The following is a 24553-nucleotide window of genomic DNA, read 5'->3' on the forward strand; positions in this document are numbered from 1 at the left end:
GGCCGCGGGGCCCTCGGTGACCGGCCGGTCACCGAGGGCCCCGCGGCTCGGGATCACACCTCGCGGAGCGGCAGGTTGACCGTGGCCACCAGCGCGCGGATCGCGCGCAGCGCCACCGACAGCGTCGCCAGGTCGAAGTTGTCGCTCTCCCAGATCTCCGACAGGGTCTGCCGTGCCCGGGCCACCGCCGCCGCGTTCGCCTCGGTCCAGTGGGCCAGGCGCTCCTCCGGCGACAGGCCCGGCGTGCTGTGGGCCAGGACGTCGCGGGTGAGGGAGGCGTGCGCGGCGTAGAGGTCGTCGCGCAGCGCGGCCCGCGCCATGGAGTTCCACCGGTTGTCCCGCGGCAGCGCGATGACGCGCTCGCGCAGTCCGGCCAGCTGGAGCCGGTCGGCCAGGTCGAAGTAGACCTCGGCCACCTCGCCGACCGGGCGGCCGAGTTGCGAGGCGACCTCCACCAGGTCGAACGTGGAGTAGGCCGGGACCATCGACGCGACCCGCTCGGCCAGCTCCTCGGGCACGCCCCGGGCGATGAAGGAGTCGCGGCGCTCCTCGAACGCCGACAGGTCCGAGCCGGTCAGCAGCTTGGGCAGGTGCGGCAGCAGGCCGTTCATGCCCTTGGCGAAGAAGTCGACCGTGGAGGCCAGGTCGAGCGGCGCCCGGCGGTTGCCGAGCAGCCAGCGGGTGCCGCGCTCGGCCAGCTTGCGCGCCTCCAGCTCCATGGCGATCTGCGTGGCGGTGTCCACCTTGTTGTCCAGCTCCTCGACCTGCCGCCAGAAGCTGGGCAGGTCGAAGACCTCGCGGGTGACGAGGTAGGCGCGGGCGATGTCGGGGGCGGACGCGCCGCTCTCCTCCCCCAGCCGGAACATGAAGGTGGTCCCGCTGGAGTTGATCATGTCGTTCACCACGCAGGTGGTGATGATCTCCCGGCGCAGCGGGTGGGCGTCCATGTGGGGGCGCATCCGCTCGCGCAGCGCCGACGGGAAGTAGGACACCAGCCAGGAGGCCAGGTAGGGATCGTCGGGCAGGTCGGAGGCGAGGATCTCGGCGTCCGTCACCAGCTTGGTGTAGGACAGCAGCACCGAGAACTCCGGCGCGCTGAGCCCGAGCCCGGCCTGTCGCCGCTCGGCGATCGTCTTGTCCGAGGGCAGGAACTCCAGCTCCCGGTTGAGCAGCCCGGCCCGCTCCAGCCTGCGGAGCTGGCGCGCGTGGATGTGCAGCATCTCCGGCGCCTGGGCGCGGGCGGCGGCCAGCACCACGTTCTGGTCGTAGTTGTCCCGCAGGACCAGCTCGGCGACCTCGTCGGTCATGTCGAGGAAGATCTGGTCGCGCTGCTTGTCGGTCAGCTCGCCGTCGCGGACCGCTCGGTCCAGCAGGATCTTGATGTTCACCTCGTGGTCGGAGGTGTCCACGCCGGCGGAGTTGTCGATGAAGTCGGTGTTGACCAGCCCGCCGTTGAGCGCGAACTCGATCCGGGCGAGCTGGGTGAAGCCCAGGTTGCCGCCCTCGCCGATCACCTTGCAGCGCAGCTCGGCGGCGTCGACCCGCAGCGCGTCGTTGGCCTTGTCGCCGACGTCGGCGTGGGACTCGCTCGACGCCTTGACGTAGGTGCCGATCCCGCCGTTCCACAGCAGGTCCACCGGGGCCCGCAGGATGGCGCTGATCAGGTCGTTGGGCGCCAGCGAGGTCACCTCGTCGGCCAGGTCGAGCGCGGCGCGCATCTGCGGGGAGACCGGGATCGACTTGGCCGTACGGGGCCAGACGCCGCCGCCCTTGGAGATGAGCGAGGCGTCGTAGTCGGCCCAGGAGCTGCGGGGCAGCGCGAACAGCCGGGCGCGCTCGGCGTAGCCGCGGGCCGCGTCCGGGTCGGGGTCGACGAAGACGTGCCGGTGGTCGAAGGCGGCGACCAGCCGGATGTGCTGGGACAGCAGCATGCCGTTGCCGAACACGTCGCCGGACATGTCGCCGATGCCGGCCACGGTGAAGTCGGTGCTCTGCACGTCCACGCCGATGGTGCGGAAGTGGTACTTGACCGACTCCCAGGCGCCCCGGGCGGTGATGCCCATGCCCTTGTGGTCGTAGCCGATCGAGCCGCCGGAGGCGAAGGCGTCGCCCAGCCAGAAGCCGTAGTCCTTGGCGACCTCGTTGGCGATGTCGGAGAACTTCGCGGTGCCCTTGTCGGCGGCGACCACCAGGTAGGTGTCGTCCTCGTCGTGCCGGACCACGTCGGCGGGCGGGACGACCCGGCCGTCGACGAGGTTGTCGGTGATGTCCAGCAGGCCGGAGATGAACATCCGGTAGCAGGCGATGCCCTCGGCCAGGACCTCCTCCCGGCCGCCCGACTTCGGCGGGTTCTTCACGACGAAGCCGCCCTTGGAGCCGGTGGGGACGATGACGGTGTTCTTCACCATCTGCGCCTTGACCAGGCCCAGCACCTCGGTGCGGAAGTCCTCCATCCGGTCCGACCAGCGCAGGCCGCCTCGCGCGACCTTGCCGAAGCGCAGGTGCACGCCCTCCACCCGCGGCGAGTAGACGAACACCTCGAACTTCGGCCGGGGCAGCGGCAGCACGCTGATCGACGGCGAGTCCAGCTTGAGGCTGATGTACGGCTTGCGCTGGCCGTCCACGGTCTGGAAGCAGTTGGTCCGCAGGGTGGCGCCGATCATCTCCAGGTAGGCGCGCAGGATGCGGTCCTCGTCCAGGGAGGCGACGTCCTCCAGGGCTCCGAGGATCTCCTCGTGCAGCGCGGCCTGCAGCTCGTCGCGGACGTCCTCGGCGCGGCGGGGGTCGAGCCTCGCCTCGAAGTAGCGCACCAGCAGCCGGGCCACGCGGACGTTGCCGAGCAGGACCTGCTCGATGTAGTGCTGGCTGAAGGTGGTGCCGGCCTGGCGGAGGTACTTGGCGTAGACCCGCAGGATCTCGGCCTGCCGCCAGGTGAGGCCGGCGGCCAGGACCAGCGCGTTGAAGCCGTCGCTCTCCACCCGGCCGTGCCACAGCGCCTCGAACGCGTCCTGGAACAGCCGCTTGAACTCGTCGCGGTCCACCTCCTGCGAGGGGGTGTAGCGCAGGCCGAAGTCGTAGATCCAGGCGTCCTTGGTGTCGGGGTCGTTGTCGCGGTCGATCTCGTACGGCCGCTCGTCGACCACCTCGACGCCCATGCGCTGCAGCAGCGGCAGCACCTGCGACAGGGAGACGGGGGCGCCGATCCGGTAGATCTTGAACCGGCGCTCGCCCTCGGCGGCGTCGTAGGGCTCGTAGAGGTTCATCCCCAGCTCGTCGGACGACTCCGCGAGCTCCTCCAGGCGGCGCAGGTCGGCGACGGCCATCCGCGGCGGGAAGTCGGCCTTGTACCCCTCGGGGAACGCCGTGGCGTAGCGGCGCACGAGGCCGGGGGCCTCCTCCTCGGAACTCAGCTCGACGATCGCGGCGGCGAGGTCGTCGTCCCAGGAGCGGGTGGCCGCGGCGAGCTTGGCCTCCAGCTCCTCGACGTTCACCGTGTCGGCGCTCAGCGGCCGGCCGCGCTCACCGCGGACCACCACGTGCAGCCGGGCGAGGGCCGACTCGCCGATCATGGCGCTGTAGTCGAGCGAGGTGCCACCGATCGCCTTGAGCAGGAGGTTCTGCAGCTTGACGCGGATCTTGGTGGTGTAGCGGTCGCGCGGCAGGTAGATCAGACAGGAGATGTAGCGGCCGTAGTCGTCGGGGCGCAGGAAGAGCCTGACCTGCTTGCGCTCGCGGAGCCTGAGCACGCCGAGCGCGATGGGCAGCAGCTGCTCCACCGAGGTCTGGAAGAGCTCGTCGCGGGGGAAGGTCTCCAGGATCTCGATGAGGTCCTTGCCGTCGTGGCTGTCGGCGGTGAACCCGGCCAGGTCGAGGACCTCGGCCAGCTTGCGCCGGAGCACCGGGATGCGGGAGATCGACTCGCTGTAGGCCACGTGGGTGAACAGGCCGAGGAAGCGCCGCTCGCCGACGACCTCCCCGGCGGCGTCGAACATCTTGACGCCGACGTAGTCAAGGTAGGCCGGGCGGTGCACGGTGGCGCGGGTGTTGGCCTTGGTGATGATCATCATCTGCTGCCGGTCGCGGGCCTTCGCGCGCAGCTCGGGGGTGAGGGCGGCGAAGCTCTCCGAGCCCGACTTGTCGTGGCGCAGGATGCCGAGACCGGTGCCGGGGACCTGGCGCAGGCTGTCGCCGTCCTCGCCCTCCTCCAGGCGGTACTCGCGGTAGCCGAGGAACGTGAAGTGGCCGTCGGCCAGCCAGCGCATCAGCTCCAGGCTGTCCTCGGCCTCGGCCGGTTCCAGCGGCGGCGGGTTGAGCGAGACGTCCTCGGCGGTCTGCACGGCCAGGGCCCGCATCTTGACGAAGTCCTCGACGGCGAAGCGCACGTCGGACAGGATCCGCTGCAGGTCGTCCTCAAGCGCCTTGAGGGCCGCGGCGTCGGCCTGGCGGTCGACCTCGAAGTGCATCCAGGACTCGACGAGCATCTGCCCCGTCGTGTCGTCCTCGCCGCGGCCGAGCAGCCTGCCGGTCATGTCCCTGCGCACCCGCATCTGGGGGTGGACGACCAGGTGGACGCCGATCTCGTGGCGGTCGAGCTCCATCGTCACCGAGTCGACCAGGAAGGGCATGTCGTCGGTGACCACCTCGATGACCGAGCATCCGGGGTCCCAGCCGTGCTCCTCCAGCGTGGGGTTGTAGGCCCGCACCAGCGCGCGGCCCTGGGGGCGCTGCTCGGCGAGCTGCCGCTGGGCCATCGCCGGGCCGTAGACGTCGACCGGGTCGCGGCTCAGCAGGTCCTCGGGGGCGACATGCCGGTAGTACAGCCGCAGATAGGCGAGGGCCTCCTCGGCGCCCACGTGCTCGCTACCCGGCGTGTGCGCGCACATCTCGGCGGCACTCCTGAGTAGCTCGTCCTTGGCCTCGTTGAGCGGCATGTCGCTCTCACTCCTTTGTGAGGGGTTTTCCATAGTTGGAGGGATCTACGGCTTAATCCGTAGTTCCCCGGGTCGGAGGAAGTAATACGAAAGCCGCGGTTCTCCCGGCGGCGGGTCTCCCGCCGCTCGGCCCGCATCCGGGCACGCCGTACCCGCCCGGCCCGCACCCGGGCATCCCGCGCCCGTACGGCCGGCGCCCGGCGCGGACGGGAGCGGAAGCGGAGTGCGGCGCGGTGTCCCCGCGGTGGAGCGGGCGGCCGGGCCATCGTGGCCGTCGTGATCGGCGTGGCCGTCGTGGTCGGCTCGGCCGGCGACCGGTCGCCGCGGATCGTCGGAGCCTGGCGCGTCGTGGGCCCCGCGGCTCCCCGCCGTCGTCGGCGTGGAAGCCGCCGTCGCCGGGGCGGGACCGGCGGTCCCGTGGTGCGGGAGGGACGGTCCCCGCCGAATGGGGGCGGTGAGGAAAGCATCGCACAGGGTGGCCTGGATGAGGCGGCGACACCGCGCCCCCCGCCCACCGAAACTCCGCCCACCGGGCATGGCCCGCGGCACAACACCTCCAGCGGCCACGTGTTCCGGTCCCCGTTGACCAGAACATGCCGCCGCCCTGCATATCACCCGAAAAGCCAGGAAACGTCAACGTGGCGTCGATGCTCCGGCGGGCCGCCGCAGCGGTCCGGCCGGACGCCGGGGGGTGCCTCGTGCGGTCCGGGCGGCGGGGAAGCCCCCGCTCTCTCCCCATGGTAGGGCCCCGGGCGGGTGTCTTCGCGAGGTTCGCGCATCACCGGCGACCCGGGCCGGCCCTCACCGCTCCGGCAGGCCGTCCCGCCGGCCGTACGGCGTGGCGGAACCCCCGGGGCGGCCCGCCCGCGACAGGCCGTACGGCGTGGCAGGGCGGATCGCGAGGGCCGGGGGTCCGCCGAAAACGGGTGGATCGCCACCCGTCCGGGTTGGCACCATCGGGAAATGCGCAACTGGCCCCTTTTCGGACTGCGGGTGACCACCCCTCGCCTGGAGCTGCGGTTCCCGTCCCTCGACGACCTGGACGCCCTGGCCGGCCTCGCCGCCGAAGGCGTCCACGACCCCGGGGTCATGCCGTTCCTCTTCGCGTGGACCGACGCCGAGCCCGGCGAGCGGGCGCGGAGCACCGTCGCCTTCCACTTCCGGCAGTGGGGCGCGTGGACTCCGGAGAAGTGGAGCTGCTCCTTCGTCACCGTCGTGGACGGGGAGGTCGTCGGCACCCAGGAGATCGGCGCCACCGACTTCGCCGTCACCCGGCAGGTCGACACCGGCTCCTGGATCGGCCGCCGGTTCCAGGGGCGGGGCATCGGCACCGAGATGCGCGCCGCCGTGCTGCACCTGGCCTTCGCGGGCCTCGGCGCCGGCCACGCCCTCTCGGGCGCGTTCGCCGACAACCTCGCCTCGCTCGGGGTCTCCCGCAAGCTCGGCTACGTCCCCGACGGCGTGGAGATCCGCAGCCGCAGAGGCGAGGCCGCCGAACTCCGCCGGCTGCGCCTGGCCCGCGACGCCTGGACCGCCCGGGACGACATCGCCATCCACGGCCTGGAGCCCTGCCTGCCGCTGTTCGGTGCCGACCGTACGGCGGAGAGCCGCTGACCGCCCCGAACGTGGTCTCGGCCCGCCGTCCCCTCCGGCGAAGAAGGCCAGGCCGTCCGGCTCCGGATCGCGGCCGGGAAGACGGCCCGGAGTCATCGCCTTCCGTGGCGGGCGGACCACTGAGGCACGGCTCGCCGAGCCGTGCCTCAGTGATCCGCGTCAGTCCTCGTTCGGCGTGAAGTGCGAGAGCACCTCCGGGTTGGCCATGGCGTCGAGGTTGGCGGCCTTCTCGGCGGGGACGCCGAGAAGGATCTTGCGCACCGGCACCTCCAGCTTCTTGCCGCTGAGCGTGCGCGGGATGCCCGGGACCTCGATGACCTCGTTCGGCACGTGCCGCGGGGACAGCTCCTCACGCAGCGCCGTGCGCAGCCTGGCCAGCAGGTCGCCGGACAGCTCGGCCCCCTCGGCCATGGTGACGTACAGCAGCAGCCGGCCGTCCTGGCCGAGCTGGCCGGTGTCGATCACCAGGCTGTCGGCGATCTCGGTGAAGCGCTCCACCACCCGGTAGAACTCGCTGGTGCCCATCCGCACGCCGCCCCGGTTGAGGGTGGAGTCGGAGCGGCCGTAGATCACGCAGCCGCCATCCGGCAGGATCTTGATCCAGTCGCCGTGCCGCCAGACGCCGGGGTAGTCGGCGAAGTAGCTCTCCCGGTAGCGGGCGCCGTCCGGGTCGTTCCAGAACATGACCGGCATCGAGGGCATCGGCGCGGTCAGCACCAGCTCGCCCACCTCGCCGATCACCGGCCGGCCCGACGGGTCGAACGCCTCCACCTTCGCGCCCAGGCAGCGGCACGGGATGACGCCCGCGCGGACCGGCAGCAGCGGGACCGCGCCGACGAAGCCGGTGCAGACGTCGGTGCCCCCGGAGAACGAGCCGAGCTGGACCGCGGGCAGCGCCTCGGCGATCCAGGCGAACCCCTCCGGCGGCAGCGGCGAACCGGTGGAGCCCACGCCGCGCAGCGCCTCCAGCCCCTCCGGCCGCACCCCCTCCTTCATCGAGGTCACGATGTACGGCGCGCCGACGCCGAAGTACGTCACCCCCTCCTCGGCGGCCAGCCGCCACAGCGCGTCGGTGCCCGGGTGGGCGGCCGACCCGTCGTAGAGCACCACCGTCGCGCCGACCAGCAGGCCGCCGACGAGGTAGTTCCACATCATCCAGCCGGTGGTGGTGTACCAGAAGAAGACGTCGCCCTCGCCCAGGTCCTGGTGGAAGGAGAGCGCCTTGAGGTGCTCCAGCACCACGCCGCCGTGGCCGTGCACGATCGGCTTGGGCAGGCCGGTCGTACCGGAGGAGTAGACGATCCACAGCGGGTGGCCGAACGGCACCGGCTCGAAGTCGAGCGGCCCCTCGGCGGCCCGCAGCTCCGCCCAGTCGATCACCCGCCCGCCGTCCCCGGCGGCGCCGGCCGTCCCCTCACCGGACGCTTCGGTCGAGGGCGTCCCGGCTCCGGCGGGCGCGCCCGGGGAGGGGACGCGCACCCGGGCGACCAGGGTCGGCAGCTTGGCCGCGATGTCCCGCACGACCTGGGAGCGGTCGAACCGCCTGCCGTTGTAGTGGTAGCCGTCCACCGCGATGAGCACCTTCGGCTCGATCTGGGTGAACCGGTCGATCACGCTGGAGGCCCCGAAGTCCGGGGAGCACGACGACCAGACGGCCCCCAGCGAGGCCGTGGCGAGGAAGGCGATCAGCGTCTCCGGCACGTTCGGCGCGTAGGCGGCGACCCGGTCGCCCCGGCCGACGCCCAGCGCGGCCAGGCCCGCGCGGACCCGCGCGACCTCACCGGCCAGCTCCCCCAGCGTGAGGGTCCGGCGCTCACCGGTCTCGTCGCGCGCCACCACCGCGAGGCGGCCGGGGTCGGACGCGGCGCGGCGCAGCGCGTTGGCCGCGTAGTTCAGCGTCGAGCCGGCGAACCACTCCGCGCCGGGCATCGTCCCGGACAGCACGGGCCCGTCGCCGCGCTCGCCGGCCACCCCGAAGTAGTCCCAGACCGACGTCCAGAACCCGGCGGGGTCGTCCACCGACCACCGCCACAGGGAGTCGTAGTCGCCCGGCCGGCCGAGCCACTCCATGTAGCGGGTCACCTTGGCGTCTCTCACGACCTCCGGGGAGGGTTCCCAGAGCAGCGCACCTTCCTCAACCATGGTCCCCATCCTGTCGGCGGCCCGCCCGAATGTCATCCCCCGGGCGCACACACCGGCCGGGCACGGGGTGTGTTCCGGCCACGTGGCTCAGCCGCGCAGCCGCTCCACGGCGGCCCGCGCCGCGGCGCCGATCACCGCGTCGGCGCGGGGCTGGTTGTGGGCGGTGCCGTACGAGCGGGTGAAGACGGCGACGGCGTAACGCCCGCCGTCGGGATACTCCACCACGCCGGCCTCGTTGCGGATCGTGGGCAGCGTCCCGGTCTTGCCGCTGACCGCGACGTCGTCGTAGGGGAAGCCGGCCGCCAGGCGGTGCGGCCACACCTGCAGGCCGAGCAGCCTGCGCATCGCGGCGCACGACCGCGGCGAGGCCGCCTCGTCACGCCAGATCATGCCGAACAGCCGCGTCGTCTCGCGCGGGGTGCTGCGGTTGGTGCGCGCGGGGTCGAGCGCCCGCAGCCGTGCCAGCACGGCGGGGTCGGTGGGCATCTCCTCCTGCCCGGAGTCCTCGACGATGCTCGCGAACAGCCCGCGGCAGTCGTGCTCGACCCGTGTGCCGGTCAGCCCCAGACCGGCGAGCATGGTGTTGACCGCCGACAGCCCGACCCGGTCCATCAGCGTGTCGGCGGCGGTGTTGTCGCTGACCGCCATCATCAGGTAGGCCAGGTCGCGCAGGGACATCGTCACGTCGTCGGACATCGCCGACACTCCGGTGGCCCCGGGGGTGTGGCGGTCCGCCATGACCGTGACCCGCTCGGCCGGGTCCAGCAGCCCCCGGTCCGCCTGCCGGAAGAACTCCACCAGCAGCGCCACCTTGAACATCGAGGCGGTGACCACGGCGTCGTCGGCGTCGTGGGCGACCTCGGCGCCGGTGTCGACGTCCACGGCGTGCAGGAAGCCCGTCACCCCGGCGGAGCGGAAGAGGGTGCCGAGGCCGGTCATCGAATCTCCTTGGGCGAGGGAAGCCCGGTCGCCGGGGCCGGGACGGGCGGAGGTCAAGCGAGGAACCCGGAGGCGGGGCGGGCCCGCACCCGCCGGGCCGGCGCCACTCCGTCGTCCGTCATCCCGGCGTTCTCCTTCAGCACTCGTACCGCCACCGCACCGAAGGCTACGGCAGCCTCCCCGGGCTCTCCGCGCCAGGCGGTGGAGACCTGCCAGGTCAGCGGGGTGCCCAGCAGCGGCCTCCAGCGCAGCCCGGGAAGGGCGACCTGCGGCCCGAAGGCGACGGCCGTGCCCGCCATGACCAGGCCGAGGGTCTGCGCCTCGTGGACCTCCTCGGGGACGAACCCGTGGCGGCGGCACTCGGTGAGCGTCTCCTCGTGCAGTCCGGGCTCGTGAGGGTAGAGCACGAGCCGCCGCCCCGCCAGGTCGGCCAGGTGCACCGACGCCGACGCCGTCAGCGGGTCGGACTCGGCCAGCACCACGCCGGGACGCTGGACGAGCACCGGGCCGAAGCGGAGGCCCGGCACGGCCACCGGGTGCCGGACCACGCCCACGTCGAGGGTGCCGTCGAGCAGCGCCGCGACCTGGTCGGCGCTCCACATCTCCGCCGGCGCCGGCCGTACGTCGGGGGCCCGCTCCCGGAACCCGGCGATGAGCGCCGCGATCACCGCCGACCCCAGGTCGGGCAGGACCCCCACCCGCAGCACCGCGCCCTCGCCGCGCCCGGCCAGCTCGCGCAGCCGCTCCACCCGCGACACGATCTCGCGTGCCTCGGGCAGCAGCATCCGCCCCTGCTCGGTCAGCCGCACCTGGCGGGCGGAGCGGTCGAACAGCCGCACGCCGAGCTCGTCCTCCAGTCGCCGGATGCGCTGGCTGAGCGGCGGCTGGGCCATGCCGAGCCTGATCGCCGCGTTGCCGAAGTGGAGTTCCTCGGCGACGACGGTGAAGTAGCGCAGATGGCGGACGATGTCCATGAGCAGGGATCATATCGGTTTCGCTATAGATCAGCAGCGGATATCAATATTGGACATCGCTGGGACGCCTCTGGTCTCCTCGACCTGCGAGACAGGGGGACGAACCATGAGGAACAAATACAGGTACGGCGCGGCCGCGGTCGCGCTGGCCGCCGCCGCGGCGGGCGCGGGCGTGTGGCTGCTGCGCACGCCGGGGTCGCCCGAGGACACCGCCCGGGACTTCCTCGCCGCCTGGACCCGGCAGGACTACCGGGCGATGCGGGCGCTGACCGTCGACCCGCCGGGTGACTTCGACCGCTGGTACACCCGCTTCCGGTCGGACCTGAAGATGTCGGGGGCCGCCTTCCGGGTCACCGGTGGCGACGACGCCGACGGCTCCGACGGCTCCGACGGCTCCGACGGCTCCACGGTCCGGTTCCGGGCGACGCTGGACGGCCCGGTGCGCTGGTCCTACGACGGGTCACTGCGGGTGGTCGAGCACGAGCGGGCCTGGCGGGTGCGGTGGACCCCGGCGGCGATCCACCCCCGCCTCGGCCCGGACCTGCGGATCAAGGCCGTGCCGTCCCGGCCCGAGCGGGCGCCGATCCTGGCCGCCGACGGCACCAGGATCGACACCCCCTCCGCGCCCGGCTCGGTGCAGCAGCTCGTCGAGGGGCTCGCCGGCAGGTACGCCGCCCGCCTCACCGGCTCCTCCGGCGGCCGGGTCGACCTGGTGCGGGACGCCGAACGGGTCACCACGCTCGCCACCGCGGGCGCGCGGCCGGGCCGGAAGCTGACCACCACGATCGACCTGCGGGTGCACCGCGCCGCCGCCGACGCCATGGACGGCGTGACCAAGCCCGCCTCGCTCGTCGCGCTGCGCCCCTCGACGGGGGAGGTCCTCGCGGTGGCCAACCAGCCCGGCGGGTTCAACCGGGCGCTGCTCGGCCACTACCCGCCCGGCTCCACCTTCAAGGTGGTCACCGCCTCGGCCCTGGTCGCGGGCGGCATGACGGCCGATCAGCCGGTCGGCTGCCCCGCCGAGCGGAACATCGGCGGCTACGCCTTCCACAACGCCGGCTTCGAGGACTTCGGCACGGTGCCGCTGCGGGCGGCGTTCGCGCACTCGTGCAACACCACGTTCGGGTCGCTGAGCGTGGAACGGCTCGGCGCCGAGCGCCTGTCCTCGGTCGCGGCGAGCTTCGGTTTCGGCGGGCCGGTGGACCCGGGGGTGCCCGCCGTACGGGCGCAGTTCCCGGCCCCGAAGGACGACACCGACCTCGCCTCGGCCGCGATCGGGCAGGGCCGCGTCCTGACCAGCCCGCTGAACATGGCCACCGTCGCCGCCGCCATCGCCGACGGCTCCTGGCGCCCGCCCCGCCTCGTGGACGCCGCCCTGCTGCCGGCCGCCCAGCCGAGGAGGCTGGAGCCCGCGGTGGTGCGGGCGCTGCGCACGCTGATGCCCGCGGTGGTGACGGACGGCACCGCCAAGGGGGTCTCCTTCCCGTCCGGTACGGCGGGCAAGACCGGGACCGCGGAGTTCGGCTCGGGGAAGGAGCCGCCCACCCACTCCTGGTTCATCGGCTACCGCGGCGACCTGGCGTTCTCGGTGATCGTGGAGGGTGCCGGCGAGGGAGCGGCGGTGGCCGCCCCGATCGCCGCCCGGTTCCTCAACGGCCTCGCCTCGCCCTGAGCCGGGCCGCCGGGCCGGGGTTCCGGGTGGCGGGCCGCCGACCGGCTCCGATCACGGATCCGGCGTTCCGGGCCGCCGGGTCACGGGATCGCCGGGTCCGGCCGGGCCGCGTCCCGTGCCGGTTTCCGGCCCGTCCCGGGGGCCGGGCCGGAAACCGGCGGGCGCAGGGCGGCCAGGGCTGCGGCGGGGTCGTCGGCGAAGAACCGGATCACCCGGACCTCCGCGCGGCGGCCGAACGGGCGGACCGCGACGACGGGCTCGGCCAGCTCGACGACCACGTTCGTCTGGGAGGAGACCGCCACGCCGAGCCGCCCGTCCTTCACGGTCACCATGCCGGACTCGCCGTAGCCGGACGCCCGCCGTACCGAGGAGATCAGCTCGCGGGGGACGCGCAGGTCGAGGAAGACCCCGTACCGGACGCGCAGCTCACGATCGGAGACGACGTGGGGCCGGGTGGCGCAGGCGGCGCCGAACGCCAGGAGGAAGACGACCGAGTAGACGTGCAGCGCGAGCATCACCAGGTGCACCGCCCACGGCACGCTCCCGCCCTGCAGCATCAGCTCCACGGCCGTCCCCTCCACCACCGTCGCGAACAGCAGGAGCAGGACCGTGGAGAACTGCCCCCGGGCGTACGGCACCGCGACCGCGCCCGGCGGGACGCCGTCGCGGCGGCGCGCCGCCCACAGCGCGAGGGAGGCCATGCTGCGGGCCTCGAACCCCATGAGCCTGCGCACCGGCTCCGGCACCAGCCGGCGCGCGACCCCCCGGACGGCGGCCCGGCGGCCCGCGCCGCGGCGGCGCTCGTCCCGGAACAGCCGGACGAAGGTCACCGCCTCCAGCGCGAACACCGCCGCGACGAGCCCCTCCGCCGCCATGACCACCGGGACCGGCAGCGGCGCCCCGGACAGCAGCAGCACCACGAGCACCAGCTCGGCGACCGGTACGGCGAGCAGCGCGGCACGCGCGATCCGGAGCGTCATCGTCCCTCCACGGGCTTCTCCTCGGATCCCCGGGCGATCATGCCGATGGCCCGCCGGAACACCTCGGCCTGGGCGGGCGACACCTCGGCGTACAGCGTCCGCAGCCACCGTTCCGCCTCCGTGGAGGCGAGGTCGCCCATGGCCGCGGCCATCGCCGCCGCCTCGCCCGGAATGCAGGCCGCCACGTCGGCGGCGACCTCGGCGACGCGGGGATCGCCGAGGTCGGCCTCGGTCAGCTCGTCGAGCCGCTCGTAGACGGCCCTCCACCGGGCGGCGGCGGCCGGCTCGGTGAGCGGGCGCATCAGGCCGAGCAGCCGCTCGTGGCCCTCCGGGGTGACCGCGGTGTCCAGCAGCGCCAGCAGCTCGCGGTCGAGGTCGGCGAGCGCCGACTCCCCGGCCGGGAAGCCGCTCAGCACCTCCGCCACGCCGGGGGACACCGTCGCGTCGGGGTGCAGGCCGGCGGGGTCGGCCAGCAGGGCCGCCAGCCGGGCGCGCCGGGCGGCGATCGCCTGCTGCTGCCGGGCGAGGTCGGCGTCCAGCTCGGCCAGCACCTCCTCCAGGTCCCGGCCCCGGTCGTCGGCCAGCACGTCGCGGATCTCGTCCAGGGACAGCCCCAGCTCGGCCAGCCTCCGCACCCGGGCCAGGGCGATCGCGTCACGCAGGCGGTAGTCCCGGTAGCCGTTGGTCAGCCTCTCCGGCTCGGGGAGGAGACCGATCCGGTGGTAGTGGCGCACCGTCCGGGTGGAGACCCCGGCCAGCGCGGCGAGTTCGCCGATCTTCATACCGCCATTAGAAACGTTGACGTCGCGACAAGGTCAACGCGGAGCCTCCGTCCCGGGCGGGACGGAGGACCCCGGAGAACGCCCCGGGGCACCCGGGGACGGCGGTTCGCGGCCCGGCGCGACGTGGCCCGGAACGCCCCGTGGCTCAGCCGGCCTTACGGGACGGGGAGGTGAGGCCGGCCACGGCGGCGACGACCTCTGAGGGGTCGGCCAGGTCGGGCAGCACCACGTCGGCGCCCGCCTCGTGCAGCGCGGCCGGCAGGGAGCGGCCGGTGGCGACGCCGATCATCGCGGCCCCGGCGATCCGGGCGGCCTGGACGTCGCGGGCCGAGTCGCCGATCAGCACGGTGTTGCCGCCGTCGAAGGCCGTGCCGTACTTGGCCCTGGCCCGGCCCTGGGCGACCTGGAGCAGGGTGGCCTTGGGGTAGACCTCCTCGCCGTAGCCGCCGACCTCGAAGTCGACGTGCCGGTCCAGGCCGAAGGCGGTCAGTTTGTGCACGGCGTTGCTCTTGATCGTGCCGGTGAGCACCGACTGGACGGTGCCGTCGAGCCTGGCCACGGCCCTGAGCGCGTCGGCCGCGCCGGGCATCGTCCGGCCGTCCCGGGTCAGCAGGCCGCGTCGGGCCGCGAAGGCGACGGCCAGCGCGTCGAGGAACGCCGGCAGGTGGTCGTCGGTGGCGACGACCCCGTTCAGGGCGAGCATCTCGAAGACGATCTCGGAGTCCGGGCGGCCGTTGTGCTGGGTCAGCTTGACCAGCGGACGGCCGGTGACCCGGCGGAACGCCTCGGCGTACGCGTCGCGGGTCACGATGGACACGTCGACCAGCGTGAGGTCGATGTTCCAGAGAACCAGGCGGTTGATCGTGGCCTCCCGGGGGTGGGGGTCGCGGACGCCGCCGGGGCGGGGGCTCGCGGACGCCGGTGGTGAGGATGCCAAGGGTACGGCCGCCGCCGGGCCCGCGCCCCACCCGATGCCGAGGATGTACGGCCCGGTGGGGCGTCGGGTGTGACCGGGGGCGTCCGGTCCGGCGCACGCCGGATGTGCCCGAGGGCGTACGGCCCGGCGCGCGTCAGGCGTGGTCGAGGGCGTCGGCGAGGGTGTCGACGACCGGGACGCCGCAGGTCGCCAGGGCCGCCCTGCCGGTCACGCCCCCGCTGTAGAGCACCGCCCGCGCCCCGACGTGCTGCGCCGCGTGCGCGTCGTCGAGGCTGTCGCCGATCACCAGCACGTCGGCGGGATCGACGCCGAGCGCCGCGAGGTGCGCCACCATCGACTCCGCCTTGCGGCTGCCGAAGCCGGCGAGCAGGCCGTCGATCCGCAGGAAGCGCCGGGCGATCCCCAGCTCGGTCACCTTGGGCACCAGCCGGTCGTGCGCCCACATGGACAGCAGCGACTGCCCGCCGCCCGACTCCTCCCAGCTCCGCAGGGTGGACAGCGCGTCGGCCGCGAGACCGCACTCCGGCATCAGCCGGTGGTAGTGCTCGTGGAACTCGAAGTCGAGCCTCTCCCACTCTCCGTCGAGGAGGGAACGGCCGAGCATGCGCTCGTAGGCCGCCCAGATGGGGCGGGAGTACACCGCCCGGAAGCCCTCGACGTCGTAGGGGGCCAGACCGTGGGGTTCGAAGACCGCGTTCGTCGCCTCCACCACGGCGTGGATGTCGTGGAAGAGCGTGCCGTTCCAGTCCCAGACAATGTGTTTCGTCATAGCCGCACAAGCGTAGCCCTCCACGACGGCATGGCCGCGCCGGGTGGGGCCCGCGTGACCTGCGTGACCTGCGTGACTCGCGTGCCACGGCGACGCCGGGCATGCGCCGCCCGGCCCCGGGGCCGCCGCGCCGCGCGGGGTCAGCCGAGCAGGTCGGGCATCTCCTGGGTGGCGTACCACAGCAGCTCGTGGGCCTCGGCGCCGTCCACCGTGAACCGCGCGTCCTCGTCCCCGCGGTCGGCCTCGGGCAGCGCGGCGACCGCGGCCTCGACGTCCGCCGCCGCGGCCTCCTCGTCCACGTGGACCGCGGCGATCCGCGTCATCGGGACCGCGGCGGCGAGCCGTACCCGGGCGCGCTCCTCCGGCTCCGCGCCCATGCTCACCTCGTCGTCCGGCACCTCGGCGGCGACGACGACCCGGCGCGCGGCCGCCTTGACCCCGTCGGCGCGGTCGGCGGCCAGCATCCGCAGGGACGCCCGGGCGGCGTCGGTCAGGGCGATGTACTCCAGCTCCTCGGTGTCACCCGAGGCGTACCACTCGACCAGCGCGGGCGTGACCGCGTAGCCGGTCAGCGGGGCCGGGCCGAGCTCGCCCTCGGCGAGCACGCGGGCCAGCGCCGGAAGCGTGCAGGGCAGGTAGACGCGCATCCATGCCTCGATCTGTTCATCCCACACCGGCGCCGGTGCGGCGCCGATCACCCATCGAGTGTGCCAGCCCGGACGGCCGGGCCGCACGCGGCGCGAGGCGAGGACACCGTGGGGGCACTGCGGGGGCGCCGTGAGGACGCTGTGGGGGCGCCGTGAGGACGCTGTGGGGACGCTGTGGGGATCTCAGCGCAGCGGCACGCCGAGGATCGTCTCCAGCTCCGCGATGGTCTCCTCCGCCTCCCGGTGGTGCACGCCGACGATGCCCAGCGCGCGGGCGGCGACGATGTTGGCCTCGATGTCGTCGACGAACACGCACTCCTCACCGGTGAGGCGCACCCGGCCCAGGGCGTGCTCGAAGATCCTCGGCTCCGGCTTGCGCATGCCGACCTCGCCGGAGATGACGACCTCGTCGAAGAACTCCTCCCAGCCGTCACGGGGGTACTCGTTGGCCCAGGAGTTGGAGACCAGGCAGGTCCGCAGGCCCGCGGCGCGCGCCGCGCGGAGCATGTCGTACATCGGCTCGATCCGGAGGAACCCGGCGAACATCCTCTCCAGCAGCCCCTCGGCGGCCGGCGGCACGCCATCCGTCGTGATCAGCATGGCCGCCAGGGAGCGTTCGAAGTCGGGCCCGGAGATCTCCCCGCGTTCCAGGGCGTGCACGACGTTCTCGGCCGGCCCCGACCCCTCGTAGGCGTGCTGCACCAGCTCACGCATCACGCCGTGGTAGTGATCGGCGTCGATCCGGTCGGCGACGATCCAGTCGGTGATCGCCTCGGACAGGTTCGTCGTCAGCACCCCGCCCCAGTCGATGAGCACACCTTTGAGCATCCCGCCTCCTTCTCGGCATCGGCTCCAGATTAGGACGTATCCGGACGAAGCCAACGGGGGTCCTATCCTCCCCCTGATCACCGGAGGGCGAAACACCCCCTCCGTCGCCTCTTCCTTATATTTCCGGAAAGAGCGTGGAATGCCGATGGCTTTGCGTGGCGAACACCCATCTGACCAGGCATAAAGCGTTTCGGAAGCGCCGCGGGAGGAACGCTATGGGAATGGCGGCATGCCCATGAAACAGCACGTAGATGGCCTGATGAGGCTTCTGCGGGTTTTGTTTTGACCGTTTCCTCAGAACTCCGTCCAGGAGGGGCCATGACAGTGAGTCAGACGTCGAGCCGGACGTCGAGCCGGACGTCCCGGCCGTCACGCGGCCGCGCGACGGCAGGTTCCGCCGCGACGGCGCCGGAGCCCGCGGCGACCGGCCGGACGACGGAACAGCGCGGGACCGCGGAGCAGAGCACGGACGGCCACGCGCTGACGCTGAACCTGCCCATGCTGACCGTGCAGCTGCGTCCCCCGCACATGCACCTGCCGCACATCAACCGGCAGGAGGCGGGCCACGCCGTCGACACGGCCCGGTCCCTCCTCCCGCCGCCGGAACGGCTCGTCTACTACGGCGGGCTCGGCGCGCTCGCGGTCGCGGGACTGATCGAGTGGCCGGTGGCGGCGGCCATCGGGGTCGGAACGGTGATCGCCCAGCGTGCCCGCAGGGAGCGGGCCGCCGCGCCGCCCGTCCCGGCCTCCGGGCCGGGCTCCGTGAGCACCCCCGCCGAGGGCGCCGGGACGACCGGTACGGCGGGCACCACGCGCACCCGGGCCACCCGCGCCACCGGCGGCACGGCGCGGGCCACCGGAGGCACCGCCCGGACCACCCGGGCCACCCGGGCCACCTCGGCCGCCGGCGGCACGGCGCGGGCCACCCGGTCCACCGCCGCGGCCGCCAAGGCGGCCTCCCCGGCCGCCGGGGCCGCCAGAGCCGCCTCGCCCGCCACCCGGTCCGCGTCGCGGACCGCCCGCGCCGCGGGCGCGGAGGGCGCCTCCGGGTGACGGCGGCGGGCACGCCGGCACGGGAGGACGCCGGGAATCCCGGCGGTGCCCGCCGGAAGGGCACCGCCGGGGCATCCGGAGGACACCGGAGGGACGTCCGGGGGGCGGCGGCGCGGGACGCGACGCCAGGGTGACAGGGCCGATCGGGCCATGATCCACGAGGCCGGGTCGGCCCGGTTTCCTTTTCACTGGAGAGAGCCGAATGTTCGTGCCGCGCGCGCTCAGATCGCCGATCGAGGCGCTCTGGGGAATCGTGCCCGATCCGATCCGCGCCGCCCTGCCGGGCTCTCGCGAGGTGCGGGCCTGTCCCGGCGGGGTCCGCATCGACCTGCGGAGGATCGGCGGTCCGGGCACCGGGCGGATGGCGCGGCGGCTGGAGGAGCGGCTGCTGTCGATGAAGGGCATCGGCCGGGCGGAGGTCAACGGCGTCCTGGGCTGGGTCTTCGTCGGCTGCGACAGCGCCTCGGCCGACCTGGGCAGGCTGCTGTCCATCGTCGACCAGTTGGAGGGCGAGGCGGGGGAGGAGGAGTTCGAACCGGGCCCCGTGGAGGAGGCCGGGGACACGACCGACCACAGCCCGCGGTCCCCGTCGTCCCGGCTGGCGGAGAACCACATGCGGGCCGGTATCCGGCTCGGCGCGAGCCTGCTCGGGGCCGGCCTGGCGGTCGCCGGGCGCGCGCTGCGGACGCCACTGCTCCCCCCGTCCGTCCCCACCGTCCTCAACCTGGTCGACTCCACCCCGTTCATCCGCGCGGGGCTGGAACGTCGCCTCGGGCGCGCGGTCACCGACACGCTGTTCACCACCGCCGGGATCGTCGGCCAGACGCTCGCGATGCGCCCGTTCGGGATGGCGGTCCAGTCGGTGACCGCGGCCGCCCGTTACGCGGAGGCGCGCGGCGCCCTGCGGGCCTGGCGGGAGCACGAGAAGGAGCTGGCCACCAGGGAGGGGGGCTACCGCCACATCCGGGCGGCGCGGACGCCCCGCACGGCCCCGATGTCCCACAGCCCGGTGGACCGGTTCGAGCGCGTGGCGAGCCCGCTGGCGGTGGGCGTGTCCGGCCTGACGCGCCTGCTCAGCGGCAGCCGCGAGCAGGGCTTGGCCATGCTGGTCAGCGCGACGCCCAGGGCCGCGAAGCTGGGCCGCGAGGCGTTCGCGGGCGCGGTCGGCCGGGCCGCGGCGCGACGCGGCGCGATCGTGCTGAGGGGCAACGCCCTGCGCCGGATGGACGGCGTGGACACGGTCGTCCTCGACGCCGGCCTCCTCGCCACGGGTTCCTGGACGATCGACCGCGTCGTCCCGCTGACCGACGACGTGATCGGCGGCGCGGCCGGTCACACGGACAGCGGCACGGACGGCGGCGCGGCCGGGGACTCGGCCGGGAACACGGACGGGGACGAGCTGCGGGCCCGGCTGTACGGGCTGATCGACCTCTCCGACCCCGGCGCGCGGCGCGAGCACGACGGATGGACGGCCGAGCCGCTCACCGACCCCGCCGGTTTCCTCCCCCCGGGCGGTCCTCCCCCGCCGGACGACCTCGGCGAGTGGGAGAGCCGGGGGCTGCGGGCCGTCGGCGTGCGGCGGGAGGGCGTGCCGGTCGCGCTGGTGGGCGTGGCGCCGGATGTCGATCCCCTGGCGGACGCCCTCGTCGCCGCGGCCCGGGACGCGGGCACCGTACTGCTCGCCGGCGGCCACCCGGAGCTCCCGGCGTTCGCGGAACTCGGTCCGCGGCTGGGCGTCGGCGAGAGCGTGCCGGGCGGCTCCGGGCTCGTCGCGAGGGTCCGCGCGCTCCAGGCGGACGGGCACGGCGTGGCCGTGGTGTCGAATCGCTCCCTCGCCGCGCTGGCCCAGGCCGACCTGGGCGTCGGCGTGCTGCGGCCGTCCGGTCCGGTGCCGTGGGACGCGGACGTGATCTGCGAGCCCGGCGAGGCCCACCTGCTGCTGAGCTCCCTGGGCCCGGCGCACCGGACGAGCGAGCGGTGCGTGTGGATCGGCGTCGCGACGGCGCTGCTCGGGACCGGCCTGACGGTCCTCGTGCCGAGGGCGGCGGTGGTGCGCTGGGCGCAGCTCGTCAGCGACGGCACGGCGCTGCTGGCCATCGCCGTCGGCGAGTGGTCGGGCCGCGACGTCGGGCGCGTGGCGGCGCCGGTCCGCGCCGACCCGACCCCCTGGCACGCGATGCGGGCCGAGGACGTCCTGACCCGGCTCGGCTCCTCGCCCCGGGGCATCAGCGAGGCCGAGGCGCTGCGGCGCCGTACCGCCGCCGGGACCGAGCGCCCCGAGACCCCCGCCTCGCTGCTGCGCGCCTCCGCCGAGGAGCTGGCCAACCCGCTGACGCCGGTCCTGACCGCGGGCGCGGGCCTGTCGGCCCTGGTCGGCTCGGTCTCCGACGCGGTGCTGATCGCCGCGGTCATGGTCATCGACGCGCTCATCGGAGGTGGCCAGCGGTTCGCCGCCGACCGGTCCCTGCGCCGCCTGACCGAGACGGTCGCGTTCCGCGTACGGCTGCGCCGCCCCGGCGGCCAGGAGAGCACGACCGTGGAGAAGCTCGTGCCGGGCGACGTCGTCGAGCTGCGGGCGGGCGACGCCGTACCGGCCGACTGCCGGGTGGTCAGGGCGGTGGGCCTGGAGGTCGACGAGGCGAGCCTGACCGGCGAGTCGCAGCTCGTCACCAAGTCGCCGGCGCCGGTCGGCGCGTCCGCCCTGGCCGAGCGGACCTCGATGGTCTACGAGGGCACGACGGTGGCGGCCGGGCACGGCCTCGCCGTGGTCGTCGCGGCGGGCCGGACGACCGAGGCGGCCCGCACCGCGGGGATCACCGCGGAGCGGCCCCCGCCGACCGGGGTGCAGCTGCGGCTACGGCGGCTGAGCCGGGAGATCCTCCCCGCCGCGATCGGCTCCGGCCTGCTGCTCCTGGTCACCGACCTGGCGCGGGGCAGGCCGATGGCGCAGGCGCTGGCGCCCGCGGTGAGCCTCGCCGTCGCCGCCGTGCCCGAGGGGCTGCCCTTCGTCGCCTCGGTCGCCGAGCTCGCCGCCGCCCGGCGGCTGTCCAGGCGCAACACCCTGGTGCCGAACCCCTCGACCATCGAGGCCCTGGGCCGGGTGAACGTGCTCTGCTTCGACAAGACGGGCACGCTGACCGAGGGGCGCATCAGCCTGCGGCGTGTCTCCGACGGGCGGTCCGACCGGCCGGTGGAGGCGCTGACCCCGGAGCTGCGGCGGATCGTGGCCGCGGGGATGCGGGCCGGGCCGCGGCACGACGCCGAACGGCCCGTCGCCCATCCCACCGACCGCGCCGTCCTGGAGGGGGCCCGGCGGCTGGAGGTGACGCCCGGGGACGGCGCCGAGGGGTGGCTCCGGATCGACGAGCTGCCCTTCGAACCCGGCCGCGGCTACCACGCCGTGCTCGGCGCGGGCCGGGCCGGGGCGCTGCTGAGCGTCAAGGGCGCCCCGGAGATCGTGATCACCTGCTGTACGGCGGTGCTGCGCGACGGCCGCGAGACCCCGCTGACCGGTGCGGTGCGCGCGGAGCTGGAGAAGGAGGTGAACCGGCTGGCCCTTCAGGGGTACCGGGTGCTCGCGGTGGCCGAGCGTCCGGCCTCCGGCCGCCGGGACCTGGACGAGGAGCGCATCCGCGAGCTGCGCTTCCTCGGGTTCCTCTGCCTGGCCGACCCGGTCAGGCCCACGGCGGCCGACAGCGTCCGCCGCCTGATGGGAGCGGGCGTCCGGATCGTCATGGTCACCGGTGACCATCCCAGCACCGCCGAGGCGATCGCCGCCGAGCTGGACGCGCTGAACGGGGGGCGGGTCATGACCGGCCCGGAGATCGACGCCCTGGACGACGAGGAGCTGGCCGAGGCGCTGTCGGACGCGGCGGTCCTCGCCCGGACCACCCCGGCGCACAAGGCCAGGATCGTCCGCTGCCTGCGCCGGTCCGGCAAGGTCGTGGCGGTCACCGGCGACGGCGCCAACGACGCGCCCGCGATCCGCGTCGCCGACGTGGGCATCGCCCTGGGCTCCCGCGCCACCCCCGCGGCCCGGGCCGCCGCCGACGTCGTGGTGACCGACGACCGGATCGAGACGATCGTCGACGCGATCACCGAGGGCCGGGCCATGTGGAGTTCGGTGCGCGACGCCCTGAGCGTCCTGCTCGGCGGCAACATCGGCGAGATCGTCTTCGCGGTCGGCTCCAGCCTGCTGTCCGGCCGGAATGTGCTGAACGCCCGCCAGCTGCTGCTGGTCAACCTCCTCACCGACATGCTGCCCGCGCTGGCGGTGGCCGTCCGGCCGCCGGCGTCGACGAGCCCGGAGAAGCTGCTGGCCGAGGGGCCGGAGGCGTCGCTGGGAGCCTCCCTGACCCGGGACATCTACCTGCGCGCGGTCACCACGGCGAGCGCGGCCGGGGCCGCGTGGTGGATCGGCCGGATGACCGGCACGACGGGCCGGGCGAACACGATGGGGCTGGTGGCGCTGGTGTCGGCGCAGCTCTTCCAGACCCTGGTGCTCGGCCGCCGGGACCGGATGGTCCTGCTGGCCTCGGCCGTCTCGCTGGCCGTACTGGGCCTTACGGTGTCGGTGCCCGGGGTGTGCCGGTTCTTCGGCTGCCGCCCGCTCGGGCCGGTGGGGTGGACCGTCGCCCTGGGCAGCGCCGCCGCCGCGACGGTCGTGGAGGCGGCGCTGCAGGTGCCGGCCCGCAAGGTGTCACCGCCTGTTCATCCCCCGGTAACCTGATCTGGGCGTTTAGTCCATATTTGTCATGAATTATCGCTTATAAGAAGTTTTCTCCCCTGTGAGGTCGCCATGCCCGCCATCCTGACGTCGCTGCTGGCCAAACTGGCCGTCATCGCGCTCGAAGCCATCGCCGCCTACGCCATCCGGGCGATCGTCGCCTCCGTCCTGGAGCGCCGGGGCCTCCAGCCGGCCTAGACACGGCCTGGACACGGCCTTCCCGTCAGCGGGCCCGGGACTCGATGAGCCGGGCCACCTTACGGTGCTCCGCCGAGCGCAGCACCTTCTCGGCCTTCGCCGGATCGGCGACCGGCGCGCGCTCCAGCAGCCCCCGCGCCTCCTTCAGCGTCAGCAGCCGCCGCACGGACTGGTCGAGCCGCGCCCGGGAGATCTTTCCCGACTTCACCGCGGCCAGCACCGCGTCGTACGCCTTGGTGAAGTTCGGGGGCATCAGCAGCAGGTCGACCCCGGCCAGGATGGCCCGGACCGGCACCTGCGCGTCGCCGTACTTCTTCCGCACGCCCGCCATGTCGAGGGCGTCGGTCGAGACGACCCCGTCGAAGCCGAGCCTGTCGCGGAGCAGCCCGGTCAGGATCGGCTTGGACAGCGTGGACGGGTCGCCGGACGGGTCGAGCTTCGGCATGACCACGTGGGCGCTCATGACCACGTCGGTCTTCGCGCCGATGGCGGCGGCGAACGGCGGCGCGTCCAGCTTCCGCCACTGCGACAGGGAGTGCCGGATCACCGGCAGCCCGCTGTGGCTGTCGACGTCGGTGTCGCCGTGGCCGGGGAAGTGCTTGGCGGCCGTGGCCGTCCCCGAGTCGTGGAACCCCTTGACCGCCGCGGCGACCATCCGGGAGACCTTGGCGGGGTCGGAGCCGTAGGCGCGCGGGCCGATCACCGGGTTGCGCGGGTTGATGTTCACGTCGGCGACCGGGGCGAAGTCGAGGTTGATCCCCAGGGCGCGCAGCTCGCTCCCGGTGACCTCGGCGGCCTTACGGGCCAGCGAGGGGTCGCCGGTCGCACCGATGACCGACGCGCCCGGCATGGCCGTGACCAGCGGCGCGAGGCGGGAGACCCGGCCGTTCTCCTGGTCGGCGCCGATCAGCAGCGGGATCTTCGGCGAGGCCTTCTGCAGCCCGTTGGTCAGGGCCACCACCTGCCGGACGCTCTTGACGTTGCCGGCCCAGGGGAACAGGATCACCCCGCCCGGCCGGTACTTCGCCACGGCCTTGGCGGGGGTGTCCGCCCCGAACCGCGCGCTGTTCTCCCCCGACACGGTGCCGGGGTCCGCGCCGTACACCACCGGCATGAAGAGCTGCCCGACCTTCTCCTCCAGGCTCATCCGGGCGAGCACGGCCTCCACCTTCGAGGAGGCGGACGCCCGGGACGCCGGGGGCGCCTGCGAGCCGTCCGGGGTCGCGGACGGGGCGGCGGGCGCGGTGGTGGCGGCCGTGGCGGTGGCGCTCGCGACGGCGCCGTTCTCCCGGCTCGCGGCGGACCCGGCGGGCGAGGCCGCTCCCGAGGCGGCGCAGCCGGCCACCATAGTCGCCATCACT

At 74.1% G+C, this 24553-nt stretch carries 16 protein-coding genes; 5 read left to right on the plus strand and 11 right to left on the minus strand.

The window, feature by feature from the left end:
* Positions 1-53: 53 nt before the first annotated feature.
* Complete coding sequence (locus HDA43_RS09675) at positions 54-4931, minus strand: NAD-glutamate dehydrogenase (protein ID WP_179819395.1); 4878 nt, start codon at positions 4929-4931, stop codon at positions 54-56.
* Between the two features lie 963 nt (positions 4932-5894).
* Between HDA43_RS09675 and HDA43_RS09680 the strand changes: the two genes are divergently transcribed.
* Positions 5895-6545, plus strand: a complete 651-nt coding sequence (locus HDA43_RS09680) for a GNAT family N-acetyltransferase (RefSeq protein WP_179819396.1) — start codon at positions 5895-5897, stop codon at positions 6543-6545.
* A gap of 159 nt (positions 6546-6704) precedes the next feature.
* On the opposite strand, the gene HDA43_RS09685 is transcribed toward HDA43_RS09680, so the two are convergent.
* The 3 genes from HDA43_RS09685 to HDA43_RS09695 all read right to left on the minus strand — a co-directional run bounded on the left by HDA43_RS09685 (position 6705) and on the right by HDA43_RS09695 (position 10600).
* Positions 6705-8687, minus strand: coding sequence for an acetoacetate--CoA ligase (locus HDA43_RS09685; RefSeq protein ID WP_179819397.1), 1983 nt, complete (start codon positions 8685-8687; stop codon positions 6705-6707).
* An 87-nt stretch (positions 8688-8774) separates the two neighbouring features.
* Positions 8775-9626 carry a serine hydrolase gene (locus tag HDA43_RS09690; RefSeq protein WP_179819398.1) on the minus strand — a complete coding sequence of 284 codons (852 nt, stop codon included), beginning with the start codon at positions 9624-9626 and terminating at the stop codon, positions 8775-8777.
* 53 nt (positions 9627-9679) lie between these two features.
* Positions 9680-10600: a LysR family transcriptional regulator gene (locus HDA43_RS09695; RefSeq protein WP_179819399.1), complete on the minus strand. Its 921-nt coding sequence runs from the start codon at positions 10598-10600 to the stop codon at positions 9680-9682.
* A 106-nt stretch (positions 10601-10706) separates the two neighbouring features.
* On the opposite strand from HDA43_RS09695, the gene HDA43_RS09700 reads away from it, so the two are divergent.
* On the plus strand, positions 10707-12272 hold the full coding sequence (locus HDA43_RS09700; protein ID WP_179819400.1) for a penicillin-binding transpeptidase domain-containing protein: 1566 nt from the start codon (positions 10707-10709) through the stop codon (positions 12270-12272).
* Positions 12273-12352: 80 nt separating this feature from the next.
* Here the strand turns inward: HDA43_RS09700 and HDA43_RS09705 are convergent, their stop codons facing one another.
* The 6 genes from HDA43_RS09705 to HDA43_RS09730 all read right to left on the minus strand — a co-directional run bounded on the left by HDA43_RS09705 (position 12353) and on the right by HDA43_RS09730 (position 17215).
* Positions 12353-13252 carry a hypothetical protein gene (locus HDA43_RS09705; protein ID WP_179819401.1) on the minus strand — a complete coding sequence of 300 codons (900 nt, stop codon included), beginning with the start codon at positions 13250-13252 and terminating at the stop codon, positions 12353-12355.
* The gene (locus HDA43_RS09710; RefSeq protein WP_179819402.1) at positions 13249-14034 is read right to left on the minus strand and encodes a MerR family transcriptional regulator; all 786 of its coding nucleotides are present in this window, start codon (positions 14032-14034) and stop codon (positions 13249-13251) included. Before HDA43_RS09710 ends, HDA43_RS09705 begins: the two co-directional genes overlap by 4 nt.
* A gap of 145 nt (positions 14035-14179) precedes the next feature.
* Entirely contained in the window at positions 14180-14896 is a 717-nt protein-coding gene (locus tag HDA43_RS09715; RefSeq protein WP_179823022.1) for an HAD family hydrolase, read from the minus strand.
* Positions 14897-15104: 208 nt separating this feature from the next.
* Positions 15105-15740, minus strand: a complete 636-nt coding sequence (locus tag HDA43_RS09720; protein ID WP_179819403.1) for an HAD family hydrolase — start codon at positions 15738-15740, stop codon at positions 15105-15107.
* 140 nt (positions 15741-15880) lie between these two features.
* On the minus strand, positions 15881-16387 hold the full coding sequence (locus HDA43_RS09725; protein ID WP_179823025.1) for a DUF6912 family protein: 507 nt from the start codon (positions 16385-16387) through the stop codon (positions 15881-15883).
* A gap of 183 nt (positions 16388-16570) precedes the next feature.
* Positions 16571-17215 (minus strand): HAD family hydrolase, encoded by a 645-nt coding sequence (locus HDA43_RS09730; RefSeq protein ID WP_179819404.1) that lies wholly within the window; start codon positions 17213-17215, stop codon positions 16571-16573.
* Between the two features lie 318 nt (positions 17216-17533).
* Between HDA43_RS09730 and HDA43_RS09735 the strand changes: the two genes are divergently transcribed.
* From HDA43_RS09735 to HDA43_RS35855, 3 genes are all read left to right on the plus strand, one after another.
* Positions 17534-18268: a hypothetical protein gene (locus HDA43_RS09735; RefSeq protein WP_179819405.1), complete on the plus strand. Its 735-nt coding sequence runs from the start codon at positions 17534-17536 to the stop codon at positions 18266-18268.
* A 202-nt stretch (positions 18269-18470) separates the two neighbouring features.
* The gene (locus HDA43_RS09740) at positions 18471-22997 is read left to right on the plus strand and encodes a cation-translocating P-type ATPase (protein WP_179819406.1); all 4527 of its coding nucleotides are present in this window, start codon (positions 18471-18473) and stop codon (positions 22995-22997) included.
* A 69-nt stretch (positions 22998-23066) separates the two neighbouring features.
* The gene (locus HDA43_RS35855) at positions 23067-23192 is read left to right on the plus strand and encodes a hypothetical protein (protein ID WP_268246288.1); all 126 of its coding nucleotides are present in this window, start codon (positions 23067-23069) and stop codon (positions 23190-23192) included.
* 25 nt (positions 23193-23217) lie between these two features.
* On the opposite strand, the gene HDA43_RS09745 is transcribed toward HDA43_RS35855, so the two are convergent.
* Positions 23218-24549, minus strand: a complete 1332-nt coding sequence (locus HDA43_RS09745; protein WP_246423934.1) for a glycoside hydrolase family 3 protein — start codon at positions 24547-24549, stop codon at positions 23218-23220.
* Positions 24550-24553 lie beyond the last annotated feature (4 nt).

Origin of the sequence: Streptosporangium sandarakinum, from assembly GCF_013409935.1 — a bacterium.
GTDB lineage: Bacteria > Actinomycetota > Actinomycetes > Streptosporangiales > Streptosporangiaceae > Streptosporangium > Streptosporangium nondiastaticum.

Coding starts and splice junctions, on each gene's coding strand:
- HDA43_RS09720 (WP_179819403.1), bottom strand. CDS start 15,740: ATGACGAAACACATTGTCTGGGACTGGAACGGCACGCTCTTCCACGAC.
- HDA43_RS09695 (WP_179819399.1), bottom strand. CDS start 10,600: ATGGACATCGTCCGCCATCTGCGCTACTTCACCGTCGTCGCCGAGGAA.
- HDA43_RS09675 (WP_179819395.1), bottom strand. CDS start 4,931: ATGCCGCTCAACGAGGCCAAGGACGAGCTACTCAGGAGTGCCGCCGAG.
- HDA43_RS09745 (WP_246423934.1), bottom strand. CDS start 24,549: ATGGCGACTATGGTGGCCGGCTGCGCCGCCTCGGGAGCGGCCTCGCCC.
- HDA43_RS09680 (WP_179819396.1), top strand. CDS start 5,895: ATGCGCAACTGGCCCCTTTTCGGACTGCGGGTGACCACCCCTCGCCTG.
- HDA43_RS35855 (WP_268246288.1), top strand. CDS start 23,067: ATGCCCGCCATCCTGACGTCGCTGCTGGCCAAACTGGCCGTCATCGCG.
- HDA43_RS09705 (WP_179819401.1), bottom strand. CDS start 13,252: ATGACGCTCCGGATCGCGCGTGCCGCGCTGCTCGCCGTACCGGTCGCC.
- HDA43_RS09700 (WP_179819400.1), top strand. CDS start 10,707: ATGAGGAACAAATACAGGTACGGCGCGGCCGCGGTCGCGCTGGCCGCC.
- HDA43_RS09710 (WP_179819402.1), bottom strand. CDS start 14,034: ATGAAGATCGGCGAACTCGCCGCGCTGGCCGGGGTCTCCACCCGGACG.
- HDA43_RS09725 (WP_179823025.1), bottom strand. CDS start 16,387: ATGCGCGTCTACCTGCCCTGCACGCTTCCGGCGCTGGCCCGCGTGCTC.
- HDA43_RS09735 (WP_179819405.1), top strand. CDS start 17,534: ATGACAGTGAGTCAGACGTCGAGCCGGACGTCGAGCCGGACGTCCCGG.
- HDA43_RS09685 (WP_179819397.1), bottom strand. CDS start 8,687: ATGGTTGAGGAAGGTGCGCTGCTCTGGGAACCCTCCCCGGAGGTCGTG.
- HDA43_RS09730 (WP_179819404.1), bottom strand. CDS start 17,215: ATGCTCAAAGGTGTGCTCATCGACTGGGGCGGGGTGCTGACGACGAAC.
- HDA43_RS09690 (WP_179819398.1), bottom strand. CDS start 9,626: ATGACCGGCCTCGGCACCCTCTTCCGCTCCGCCGGGGTGACGGGCTTC.
- HDA43_RS09740 (WP_179819406.1), top strand. CDS start 18,471: ATGTTCGTGCCGCGCGCGCTCAGATCGCCGATCGAGGCGCTCTGGGGA.